The sequence below is a fragment of the Clostridium rhizosphaerae genome, assembly GCF_016765585.1.
GTDB lineage: Bacteria > Bacillota > Clostridia > Clostridiales > Clostridiaceae > Clostridium_AT > Clostridium_AT rhizosphaerae.
In genome coordinates, this window is sequence record NZ_JAESWC010000002.1 from 553,595 (window position 1) to 566,459 (window position 12,865).

Below are 12,865 nucleotides of genomic sequence, written 5' to 3' on the forward strand. Positions count from 1 at the left end.
CTACTAAAACACCCCCATATTCTCTTTTTTAGAACCATGTTTTGAAGAAAAAGCTATCAATAGAGCCATAATTGTTATCAAAACAACTGCTATAGCCGAACCTAAAGGCCAATTTCTTGCAGTTAAAAATTGATTTTTTATAAGATTACTCATTAAAACAACTTTACTTCCTCCCATTAAATCGGTTATAAAGAAAAGACCTAATGTAGGAACAAATACAAGCATTGAGCCTGACACTATTCCGCTTTTTGTAAGAGGTAAAGTAATCTTTATAAAGGTTCTTATAGGAGAGGCCCCTAAGTCCGATGCCGCCTCAATAAGTCTTTTATCAAGTTTTTCAATAGAAGCATATAAAGGAAGTATCATAAAAGGAAACATCATATACAGCATTCCAATCATAACGGAAACATTGTTATATAAAAGCTTCAAAGGCTCTTTAATCAAGTGAAGCTTTAATAAATAAGAATTAATTATACCTTCGCTTCTTAAAAGAATAATCATAGCATAAGTCCTTACTAAAGAGTTAGTAAAGAATGGAAGTATAATTAATAGCAAAAGCAGAGGCTTGTATTTCTTTCCTGATCTAGCAATTATATAGGCAAAAGGATATCCAAAAATCAAGCAAAGTGCTGTAGTAAAAACAGAAATTACTAGAGAGTTAAAAAATATTTTAGCATAAAGAGGATTTAATAAACTTTTATAGTTTGTTAAAGTAAATTTATATACTAAGTCTCCAGTTTCTCCCCTGCTGCAAAAGCTTACTACTACTATATACAAAACAGGCAGAACAAAAAAAGCTGTCATCCATAAGACAATTGGAGCCAATGAGGCAAATATGCCTGAATTTTTTCTTAAAAGAGTTTTTTCCTTAATCAGTGGTTTGTTTATACTTAATGCTTTATTTTGCAGCATCATGATTTCATCACCACCAAATTCTCAGTTTTCCAAGTTAAATATACTTGCCCTTCGTCATTTGAAAAATTATAACTTTCACTAATTGGCTCATTTACAATTATAACATTTCCACTATTAAGCTCTAAAATTGTCTTGTAGTAAATTCCTGTGTATATTCTATCTTTTAAATTTGCTTTTAGATAAATGTCTTCATTCTCTGGCGTTTTTTTAATTTTAATTCTTTCAGGCCTTAAGGCTGCAAAAATTTGCTCTCCTGCCAATAGGTTTTTTGCACTAACCTTAATTAGTTCTTCTTCCCCATTAATATGAAGCAAAGCTTCATTACTGAATACATCTTCTATTCTTCCTTCAAGCAGGTTAGTATCTCCTATGAAGTCTGCTACAAATTTTGATACAGGTCTCTCATAAATTTCATCGGGAGTTCCAAGCTGTTCTATAACTCCATCTTTCATAACAACAATTCTATCTGACATTGTAAGGGCTTCTTCTTGGTCATGGGTAACAAATATAAAAGTTATCCCAAGCCTTTTCTGGAGATGCTTTAATTCCAATTGCATCTGCTTACGAAGTTTTAGATCAAGGGCGCCCAGCGGCTCATCTAAGAGCAAAACTTTTGGATTATTTACTACTGCTCTTGCTATAGCCACACGCTGCATCTGGCCTCCGCTCAGACTAGAAGGCATTCTCTTTTCATAACCTTCCAATTGAATCATTTTCAACATTTCAGAAACTCTTGCTTTAATCTCACTATTAGAAACCTTTTTCATTTTTAATCCAAATGCAATATTGTCGAAAATATTCATATGAGGAAATAGTGCGTAGTTTTGAAATACTGTATTAACGCACCTTTCATGTGGTGACATATTCGTTACATCTTCACCATCGATGATGACACTACCGCTTGTAAGCTGCTCAAAACCGGCAATCATACGAAGAGTAGTAGTCTTTCCACATCCGCTAGGTCCGAGTAATGTTAAAAATTCACCTTTTTTAACATTTAGGGACAAATCACTTATAACTGCACCCTCTGCCCCATCATACTTTTTGTAAACATTTGACAACTGAATAAAAGCATTCCCTGTCACACCTTAACAACTCCTTTTTTAAATAATTTATTCAAAATAAAAAAACCTTCCACTAGTCTTGTACCAGCATAGAAGATTTTATTAATTAGGCGATTATAATGATGCAGATTTCACGCATAATTATAACCAAATTTAATATAGCACAATTGTATTGTAATTACAAACATTTTTTAGACATTTTTGCTAATTATTTTATTAACAAATTTAGAATACTATATGCGCCAGTTCAAGCATTTTCAACGGATTACTTATACTTGAACAATATAAACGTTTTCATAAAAAAGCAAAAGCGCAACTTGTTGTCCTATGGTATTTAATGCACCCTTACTCAAATTTGTTTATGTATAATTATGCTCACGTTACAACATAATGCATATTATAGAGAAAGTAGTAAATCATAAATACAAAATGCAAAAGGAGGCTCTTATTGTGCTGGATACTACTTCAAATATTAATAATTTAGTAAACGATCCATTGTCTTACTGGATTGACTCAACCCCAACTACTAATTTTCCTTCTCTTAATGAAGACATAAATGTTGATACTGTTATTGTTGGAGGAGGTATGGTAGGTATAACCGCGGCATACTTATTAAAAAAAGAAGGTCTTAAGGTAGCTATTTTAGAAGCAGATAAGATTCTTATGAATACAACCGGACATACTACAGCAAAAATAACCTCGCAGCATGGATTAATTTACAATAAGCTTAAGCTTCAATTTGGAGAAGAAAAAGCTAAACAATATGCTGATGCAAATGAATATGCCATAAAATTTATTCACGATTTAGTTAAAGATGAAAATATTAATTGTGACTTTTCGTTTCAGCCATCCTATGTATATACACAAACTACTGAATACACAAGTCTCATTCAATCTGAAGTTGAAATTGCATCGAAGCTTGGAATAAAAGCCTTTTATCAGGAAGAAATTCCTCTTCCTTTTAAAATCAAAGCTGCAGTTCGCTTTGATAATCAAGCACAGTTCCATCCAAGAAAATATCTGCTTCATCTGGCAAGCAAAATACAGGGAGATGGATGTTATATATTTGAGGGAACAAGAGCAGTGGATGTTGATGAGGGTGCAAAAGTCAAGATTAAAACTCATAAAGGTTTTACTGTAACTGCAGACAGATTGATTGTAGCTTCGCACTTTCCTTTTTATGATGGACTTGGTCTATATTTTACAAGGATTTATCCCCATCGTTCGTATGCGATTGGCACAAGGACAAAAGAAAAGTTTCCTTTAGGAATGTTTATTAATGCAGAAGAACCCAGTCGTTCACTACGCTCTCAGCCCTATAATGGCGGAGAACTTATAATTATAGGCGGAGAACATCACAAAACTGGACATGGCGAAAATCTTCTTGAGCATTATAAAATTCTTAAAGAGTTTGCAGAAGATAATTACAATGTAATAGATATTCCCTATAGATGGTCTGCTCAGGATTATAACACTATGGATGGTGCTCCATATGTAGGACATTTAACTTCCCGCACTCCCAATATATATGTTGCTACAGGCTTTGGAAAATGGGGAATGACAAACAGTACCGTATCTGCAATTATGATTAGAGATCTTATAATTAAAGGCGAAAATCCATGGACTGAAGTTTATAATCCTTCAAGATTTACGCCTTCAGCGTCTGCTAAAACTTTTGTAACACAAAATCTAAATGTGGCAAAAGAACTATTTGAAGGCAAACTTCAAGCTCTTCCAGAAGACCTGGATATAAAAAATGGAGAAGCTCAGATTACTAGAATTGACGGTCATAGAGTTGGGGCTTATAGAGATGAAGAAGGGAGTCTTCATATTATTGATACAACCTGTACACATATGGGCTGCGAACTTAATTGGAATTCTGCTGAAAAATCCTGGGACTGCCCATGTCATGGTTCAAGATTTACATATACAGGTGATATTATGGAAGGTCCTGCTTTAAATCCACTAAATTATTATAATAAGGGCAAAAATAAAATAGATCCAAACATATTTTAAGTAACTAGATATCGCGATAAGAAGATATCTTCTTATCGCGATATAATCTTAACAACATAGTTTCAATTAGTAAATCACTATATAAGTATATAATTTGCATAAATAAAGGGTGTGTCTCAAAATAGCTAAACTTAGCGTGGTATTTGAAAACGTAGAAGCATTTGAGCAAGCAGTAATAAGACTTTAATTAAAAGATTTATAAAGCCGTTAAGAATCCTATATTGTTTGAACGAAGAGAGTTTATAGGATTTAGGATTTATAAATCTTTTAATTATTAGTCTTATCTGCAAAGCGAAAGCTTCCTAGAATTCAAATACCACGCGATATGTTTAAGTTGTTTTAAAACACCCATTATTTTTCAATATCAAGCTCTTCAATTACAAATCTATCAAAATCAATTTCTTCCATAAAGTTGTGATAATTAAATATTGTCTTATTTCTTTTATTATACTCCTCTAAATTTGTGGGGAGCCAATAAGGCTTTTGTATGTCAAACTTGTTGCAAAGTTCATTTATACAGGCCTTTAAATTATCTTGGTAAGATGCATCTAAGTTTGATGTCACTACAGCATCTTTAACTATCTTATTATTTTTCATTATTTTTCCCCAGATTTTTATCATGTGTTCCTCCTATGCTTTATAATAATACTATTATAAAACATAACTAAAACTTCATAAACACTTTTTAATTTATTTCTTCATACCATCAAGAGTTATATGAACATCTTTTTCTCCATCTCCATTTTTAACTCTAAGTTTCACTGTTTTTCCTGCTCCCGCACTATTCAAGGCCTCCTTAAGCTCTACTACTGTGTTTACGGCCTTTCCATCTACTGACAGTATTGTATCTCCTTTTCTAACTCCTGCATTATGAGAACAACCTCCATCTTTGCAGTCATATACATAAACTCCTTTATCAATAACAAAATCGAAAATTTTTCCTAATTCCTTATCAAAAGCCTGAAGGCCAATATTCGGCGAACCATAATTTCCTCCTGTAACTACTTTTGCTACAACAGGTTTAACAACATTCACCGGCACTGCAAACCCCATGCCTTCAGCAGTAGTAACCTTGATTGTATTAATCCCCACTACCTCGCCTCTTTCATTTATTAGAGGTCCGCCGCTGTTTCCTGGATTTATTGAAGCATCTGTTTGAATTAAATCCTCCATAAAAGTTCCTTTTTCAACTTCAATAGTTCTGTTTAATGCGCTTATTATGCCTGCTGTTACGGTTCTTTGAAAAGTTAATCCAAGAGGGTTTCCAATAGCTATTGCATTCTGGCCTACTTTAATGTTTTTTGAGTCTCCAAGAGTAGCTACTTTGAGATTATCAGCATTTATTTTTACTATAGCTAGATCTAATACCGGATCAGTCCATACAGCCTGACCTCTTACATTTCTTCCATCATATAGAGATACCATTAAAGATTCCGCATTTCCGGCTACATGATTATTAGTTAATATGTATCCCTTATTATCTACTATTACTCCAGAGCCTACACCTTGTACTCTCTGGTTTTGGGAATAAAGATCCTTTTCAATTCTTGTTGTTGTTATACCTACAACAGCAGGAGTTACCTGTTCGGCTGCTGCAGTTATTGATGTATTAGTAATTGAAGTGGTTGTTCCTTGATGCACTGATGTATTGTTTTGATTTTCAAATCTGCTTTGCTGAGCACTCAAATTGCTATTGCTGCATCCCATTAAACAAACACTGATTAATGTTATTACAACTGCCAAGCTAATAGTTTTTCTTATAATATAATTTTTTTCTTCGAGCATTTTCACATTTTACACCCCTATTCTTAAAACTCTTATTTCTTCTAAAATAGTATTTGCAACTACAGGGGTATAAAATACAAAAAGAGCAGTCTAAACTACTCTTTATCATAAAAATCTAAATATGAATGTTTTTGTCCATCCTTTTTAAATCCAATAATAGCATCCAAATTAACATTTTCAGCAGCCTTAAATATGGATTTGTCTACATCATTAAAATTCTTCTTCAACTCTTTTATAAGCGCCTTTATTTCATAACGTTTGTTGCCAATTTTTTTAGCAGCTACCATGCACGCACAGTTTAGCGGCCATATTCCGCTGTTTTGCGTAAAACGTTCTATATAGGTTTCCTCTACATAAAAAAGCGGTCTTATAAGCTCCATATTCTCAAAATTATCAGCCTTAAGCTTAGGAAGCATTGTGCTAAAGTTTCCTGTATAAAGCACATTTAAAAGTGTTGTTTCAATAACATCATTGTAATGATGACCAAGTGCAAGTTTATTACAACCCAATTCTTTAGCTTTAGAATATAAAGCACCGCGTCTCATTTTAGCGCACATATAGCATGGATAATCCTTTGCTATTTTATCTACAACTTCAAATATACCGGAATCAAAAATTTTAATTGGTATATCTAGATATTTACAGTTATCAATAAGAAGCTCCTTTATATTAGGATGATATCCAGGGTCTGCAACAATAAACTCCAAATCAAATTTTACCTTGCTGTGCCTGTGTAAAAGCTGAAACAGCTTAGCCATTAATAAACTGTCTTTACCGCCGGAAATCGCAACAGCAACCTTGTCTCCATCCTCTAAAAGCTTATAATCATTTATTGCTTTGATAAACTTAGCCCATATATGTTTTCTATAGGTTGTAGTCAAACTTCTTTCTACAACATCAAGAGGCTTCCTTTCGTTAAAAGGAACTAATACCTCGCATCCTTCTCCTGCAATTGAACTCATATATACACCTCTCCTTTTCAGTAGAATTATAACATGTTTTATGAATTTTGTCTTTGGAAGCTAATAACAAAAGAGATGCTGCAAATAAGCTCAAACCTGCCGCCTGTTATTTGCAACATCCCTTTATTAATTTGCCAAGTAATTGAAATTAAATATTTAATAAAATATCATTAATCTGATTGCTTATTTTTTCTCTGGCTTCATAAACCCACTTCTCATCAAGCTCAAGCTTAAAGGCCCTTGAAAAAGAGTAATACAGATTAATTTTTTGATAATAAATTTCTAAATCATACAATTCTTTTTTCAAAAATTCCGGTTTTGATATGACTTTTCGTTTTGCAACAAAAAGTTCGTCAATATAACTTAAAAAGGCATCCATCATATCGCCGTTTGATACATCAAAAGGTATCTTTAATAATTTCCACTGCACAGCCTCATCAAGCTTATAGCTTTTAATACTGTCTAGTACAATAAGATACTCACTAATATCCATTTTCCTGTAATAGGGTATCTTTTCTTCTCTGGTAATCCAAAGTGCCAGTTTTTCTTTTAATGGAAGTCCTCTTATTTTTAATATCTCTTCACTTGGACCAAGCACAGCTTCTTCTATAGGATAGTCCTCACTTTTTAAGTTTTCCTCTAAGAAATCCTGTGTATGTCCTGCACCTGCAACATAACCTACATCATAAATTCCTTTTCTGCCTGCTCTCCCAGCTATCTGCTTTACTTCTTGAGATTTTAAATATCTAACTTCCGTGCCATCAAATTTCTTTATGTCCATAAATACTATCCTTTTAATGGGAAGATTAACCCCCATACCTATCGCATCTGTAGTTATAAGTATAGTATTTTCATTATTTATAAACTGCTCATACTGTTTCCTTCTGACCTCTGGAGGCAAATCACCATATATTAAACTTGCCTTAATTCCTAAGTCCGAATAAAAATATGCTAGTTCCAACACCTTCTTTTTTGAAAATACGACTAATGCATCACCCAGCTGTATATCTTTGCTGGTAAATGATTTATAGACTACTTCAAGAGGTATTTCTCTCTTATATTCTTTTATTTCATATTCCTCTCCGCAGTCTTCAAGTATTTTAATAAGAAGTTCCTTTGTGTTTATCGCTCCGCAAACATGTATTTCCTTGCACTTAAGTCCCAAAAGAGCTCTAGTCCAGGAAGCTCCCCTTTGGTCGTCATCAATCATTTGTATTTCATCAATAATACCTACTTCGTATTCCTGATTAATATCCAGTTTTTCAATAGTGCAGGCTGTATGCATTGCCTCCTCTATAATAATTTCTTCTTCACCAGTAATTAAATTACACTTAGTGCCTTCTCTATTGAGTCTTTCATAGTTTTCCAGGGCAAGTATTCTAAGAGGAGACAAATATACTCCATTAGAAGCACTTTTAAGCCTTTGAACAGCATTATATGTTTTTCCCGTATTTGTTTCTCCAAGATGAAGATAAAACTTTCTGTTAAACCTTCTGGCTTCTCTATATTCATCCTTTGGATTTGCGGGAAATACCTTATCAAATTCCTTTGAAGCTAAATCTGGTATATGATGGGTTATAAGCACACTCATTATCCCTGACTTCACATAGCTCTCGAAATGATCTCTAACAACTTCATCAAAATAAAAATCAGTATTATTTTTTTTATTATAGTCATCTATTAACCTCACTGATACATACTCAAGTAAATTTAAGTAAGAATTATAGATATTCTTAAAATCCTTTAGTTCAGCAGACTCATATTCCCTTAGCTCCTTAAGCTTTTTTCTTAAGGCAGCTTCATGTTCCCATAAAGCCTTAGTCTTAGTATGCCGTACTATTTCTTCTATCTGAGAAAGCTGATTTTTTAGTTTCCTGAAATTTCTTTCAACTGCTCCTCTTTTCATGATATACCCCCTAAAAAGGTGTTAAATTAATAAAATGCTTTGTTATATTATTATTTCCACAGAATTAGTATTTATTTACTTTTAAATGTATCTACATTACGTATTTTTTCAAAATTACAGCTTTAATTGTATCAAAGCTAATAGCTTCTGAAACCAGCTTTTTAATAGGCGTAAGTTTTTCCATTCCAACCTCGTCTATAGCCTTCATAATTTCTTTTTCTTCTTCCTCTGTAAATATTCCTGTAAAATCAATATTTGGAAGCTCTCTATTCTCTTCTATACACTTTTGTATGTGACTTAAGACTGTTGAAATAGTAAGACCTCTTTCTTTTAGGATTTCCATAATACTCATTCTATTTTTAAGCATATCTAATGTTACCTCATGCGTCTTCTGCTTTTTATTTTCAGTTTCTAAACTGTTTTTGTTTCTGTTATTTAAATTATCTATTTTGCTATTGGGTGTTTTTTCATAGCTCCATTTTACTTCAATATTGTTTTCCTCTACATACTTATTAATAGCTTCAAGAAATCTTAAGCCATACTTTTCATACTTTACCTGACCAACTCCTGAAATATCCATAATTTCTTCCTGTTTTAAAGGAAGTCTTGTGCTCATCTCTTTTAAAGCGGTATCAGCAAATACAAGATATGGTGGAATACCTTCTTCTCTGGCAATTTCTCTTCTAAGTTCTCTTAAAGCTTCAAATAATAAGTTATCAGTCTCAATCTTTTTAACTTTGACAACTTCCTTAAAAATTACCTTTTCCTGATTTTTTAATATCTTCATAGACTGAGTATTTAGCACCACAGTAGGATACTCTCCTTCTTTTAAAGATATATATCCATGAGATATTAAGGTATTTATAAAATTAGAAAGCTGTTCCTTTGAATATTCCTTCATAATGCCGTACGTTGACAGTTCATTGAATCTATTTTGAATTATTTTCTTTTGGGCGGAGCCTCTTAGTACATCTACTATTGTATTAACTCCAAAGTCTCTTTTCATTCTATATATACAAGATAAAACTTTTTGAGCGTCTACAGATTTATCTACGAGCTCTCCTTCACTTAGACAGCTGCTGCAGTTTCCGCACTCTTCTTGTACTTCTTCACCAAAGTAATTAAGTATATATTTTCTTAAACATCCATTATAATGTACAAAATCCACCATAAATTGAAGCTTTCTATATTCATTTACTTTTCTTTCTGGAGACTGCACACTTGTTTCAATTAGATATTTCTGAGTTATTGTATCCTGAGCAGAAAAAAGGAGGATACATTCACTGGGTTCTCCGTCTCTGCCAGCTCTTCCAATCTCCTGATAGTAGGCTTCAATATTTTTAGGCATATTGTAATGAATAACATATCTTACATTTGACTTGTCAATTCCCATGCCAAAAGCATTGGTAGCAACCATAATACTTATCCGATCATAAACAAAGTCTTCTTGGTTTTTCCTTCTTTCATCATCAGATAACCCTGCATGATATCTTGAAACTGATAATCCATGTTCAGAAAGCTTTTCATAAATAGAATCAACTTCTTTTCTAGTTGCAGCATATATTATCCCAGACTGATCCTTATTTTCCTTGACGTAGTCTAAAATATAATTAAATCTGCTTCCAAGCTTTAATACACTAATTTTTAAATTTGACCTATCAAAACCAGAAATAAATATATTAGACTCTTTTAGCTCGATTAATCTAACTATATCCTCTCTTACTTCTTCTGTAGCAGTAGCCGTAAAGGCACTTACCACAGGTCTTTTATCCAGCATTTTGATAAATCTTGATATATATCTATAACTTGTTCTAAAATCATGTCCCCACTGTGATACGCAGTGAGCCTCATCTACTGCAAGCTGTGCAATATCTAAGTCTTTTATAAGCTCGCAAAAACCGTTGGCTTCAAGTCTTTCTGGGGCTACATACAATATTTTAATAGAACCAGCCTTTAAATCTTCAATAATATTTCTAACTTCTAAATTTGAAAGAGAACTATTTATATATGCTGCATTAATACCCAATTCCACAATACTATCTACTTGATCCTTCATTAAAGATATTAAAGGAGAAATAACTATTGTAATACCTTGAAAAAGCAAGGCTGGTATTTGATAGCATATAGATTTTCCTCCTCCTGTTGGCATTACCGCTAAAGTATCTTTTCCATTTAATATACTGTCTATAACTTCCCTTTGGGAATTTCTAAATTCCTTATAACCATAATACTTTTGTAGTGTCGATAAAGCTTCCTTCATTAGATTCACCTCTATTGCAAAGTTTCGCAACTAATTATAGCACAATTTTATTATTATAATCAGTATAATTATTGACATGTTTACAAAAGTATTTCAATGAACAAAATTAATAAGCTCAGATTGCTCTGAGCTTATTTCAAATTTCAGTATAATTAAATATGGCTGTAACTTTTGCCGCTATTTCAATTTCTCCACTTTTGATATTGGTAGCTGAAGCTGGTACTTCTAAAGTGTATAGACCTGTTTTAGGAGTTATTACACCACTGCTTTCTTCTAAAATTTCTGATGGCGTTGTATCTACAGCTATATTTAAGGTTTTTTCAACGCTTAAAGCCTTATCTACAGCATTTTTAATCGCTAAAGACAGAGCTTTATTATAAATATCTTCTCTATTTGATAATGTGAAATTAACATTGTAAACTACATTTACTCCATTATTTACGGCAGTATCTATAACAGTTCCAACCTTAGAAATATCTCTTATTGTTATCCTAAGATTGTTTGTAACCTTATAACCTCTAAAAATTTGTTTTCCATCCACATAGTCATATTCCGGGCTGATTGAAAAATTCTCTGTTTTTATATCTTTATCTTCAATTCCTAAGTTTAATAAAGCATTTAAAACCTTATTAGATATTTCTGAATTTTGGCTTTGTGCATCAGCTAAATTTTTGTTTTGGGTCATAATTCCTAAAAATGATGCAGCTATATCAGGTTTCACCATTATGCTTCCAACACCCTCAAGCCTTAGATTCGATGCCTTATTATCTAATTTAACTTCTCTGTTATCCTGACAATTAAAGTTATCTAAGTTACCATTAAAAAAAGGATATTCATAAGGATAATTACTATAATACACTACAACTTTCTCCTTTAAATAAAAATCTCACTTTATTATATGAAAACACATAACAAAGTGAGATATATTTTTATTTAAACTATACAAATAATAGAGCTACACCGCCTATAGTAATTAATGCTCCTAGTATTTCCTTCAAGGATATCTTTTCTTTGAAAACAAATATTGAAATTGGAATTATTAATATTCTTGATATAGAAGTAATAGTGGAAGAAACACCAGTTGTTGTATATTGGACAGATAAAAGTGAAAGTGAGACTCCTATAAAAGGTCCAAAAACTGAGCCTATGGCTATGTTCCTTAATGCTGCATAATCCTTAAGAGACTCAAATATTTTTTTCCAGTGCTTTCTTGCTGTAACTACTATAGAAAAACCAGCTATTGCTGCAATTATCCTTATCTGGGTTGCGGCAAAAGCATTGTAATCTCCCATTCCAAGCTTACTGAAAATAGTTCCAAAGGATTGCCCTAGTGCCCCTATAAAAGCAAAGATAATTCCCTTTACTGGATGTGACAATTGTACCTTTTTTTCATTTTTACCCTTTACAAGTATAACCATAGCAATACCCGCTACTGTAATAAACATACCTAGTAAATCCATAAATGTTAAGGTTTCACCCAATATTAGGAATCCAGCAAGAGCTGTTATTGGCGGTACAGCAGCCATAATAAGCAGAGAAATTCTAGCTCCAATTTGTACATAAGCTTCAAATAAAAACAAATCACCTATAACAAAACCTATCATGCCTGAAATAGTAAGCCATGTCCAATTAACAGCCGTAGCATCTAAAGGCAGAAACATTCCTCTTGTAGCTAAAGTAAAAAAAACAATTAATACAAATGCAATTATAAGCCTTATAAAATTAACAGTTAAAGATCCAACTCTTTTTCCTGCAGCTTCAAAGGCAATAGGAGTTGCTGTCCAGCATATTGCTGTAGCAAACGCTGCTAACTCACCTATATGTGAGTGAAACATATTTATCCCCCCAGCTTTAGAATTTTATGCCATGCTTATTTTATCATTATTTATTATAAAAAACTATAAATTGCTTAGAATTTTTTTCTGATATATACTTATAATGTATACGATTTAAGGGG

Annotated in this window: 10 protein-coding genes; 1 reads left to right on the forward strand and 9 read right to left on the reverse strand. The window is 32.5% G+C overall.

The annotated features are described in order from the left end of the window. Nucleotides 1-3: 3 nt before the first annotated feature. Both JK636_RS05915 and JK636_RS05920 read right to left on the reverse strand, forming a co-directional pair. Entirely contained in the window at nt 4-912 is a 909-nt protein-coding gene (locus JK636_RS05915; protein ID WP_420839267.1) for an ABC transporter permease, read from the reverse strand. Further along, a complete protein-coding gene (locus JK636_RS05920) occupies nt 912-2,000 on the reverse strand; it encodes a polyamine ABC transporter ATP-binding protein (protein ID WP_202747897.1) in 1,089 nt (362 codons plus the stop codon). Before JK636_RS05920 ends, JK636_RS05915 begins: the two co-directional genes overlap by 1 nt. A gap of 408 nt (nt 2,001-2,408) precedes the next feature. Here JK636_RS05920 and JK636_RS05925 point away from each other — a divergent pair, with 408 nt between their 5' ends. Beyond that, a complete protein-coding gene (locus JK636_RS05925) occupies nt 2,409-3,995 on the forward strand; it encodes an FAD-dependent oxidoreductase (RefSeq protein ID WP_202748758.1) in 1,587 nt (528 codons plus the stop codon). A gap of 351 nt (nt 3,996-4,346) precedes the next feature. Here the strand turns inward: JK636_RS05925 and JK636_RS05930 are convergent, their stop codons facing one another. The 7 genes from JK636_RS05930 to JK636_RS05960 form a co-directional block, all read right to left on the reverse strand. Then, complete coding sequence (locus JK636_RS05930) at nt 4,347-4,616, reverse strand: hypothetical protein (RefSeq protein WP_202747898.1); 270 nt, start codon at nt 4,614-4,616, stop codon at nt 4,347-4,349. A gap of 69 nt (nt 4,617-4,685) precedes the next feature. Beyond that, the gene (locus tag JK636_RS05935; protein WP_243428164.1) at nt 4,686-5,780 is read right to left on the reverse strand and encodes a S1C family serine protease; all 1,095 of its coding nucleotides are present in this window, start codon (nt 5,778-5,780) and stop codon (nt 4,686-4,688) included. 95 nt (nt 5,781-5,875) lie between these two features. Continuing rightward, on the reverse strand, nt 5,876-6,742 hold the full coding sequence (locus JK636_RS05940; protein WP_202747899.1) for a tRNA 2-thiocytidine biosynthesis TtcA family protein: 867 nt from the start codon (nt 6,740-6,742) through the stop codon (nt 5,876-5,878). A gap of 148 nt (nt 6,743-6,890) precedes the next feature. After that, nucleotides 6,891-8,648 carry a helicase-related protein gene (locus tag JK636_RS05945; RefSeq protein ID WP_202747900.1) on the reverse strand — a complete coding sequence of 586 codons (1,758 nt, stop codon included), beginning with the start codon at nt 8,646-8,648 and terminating at the stop codon, nt 6,891-6,893. Between the two features lie 91 nt (nt 8,649-8,739). Beyond that, nucleotides 8,740-10,908 (reverse strand): DNA helicase RecQ, encoded by a 2,169-nt coding sequence (gene recQ / locus JK636_RS05950; protein ID WP_202747901.1) that lies wholly within the window; start codon nt 10,906-10,908, stop codon nt 8,740-8,742. Between the two features lie 136 nt (nt 10,909-11,044). After that, nucleotides 11,045-11,767, reverse strand: coding sequence for an SIMPL domain-containing protein (locus JK636_RS05955; protein WP_202747902.1), 723 nt, complete (start codon nt 11,765-11,767; stop codon nt 11,045-11,047). A gap of 79 nt (nt 11,768-11,846) precedes the next feature. Continuing rightward, nucleotides 11,847-12,743 carry a DMT family transporter gene (locus tag JK636_RS05960; protein WP_202747903.1) on the reverse strand — a complete coding sequence of 299 codons (897 nt, stop codon included), beginning with the start codon at nt 12,741-12,743 and terminating at the stop codon, nt 11,847-11,849. Nucleotides 12,744-12,865: the final 122 nt, after the last annotated feature.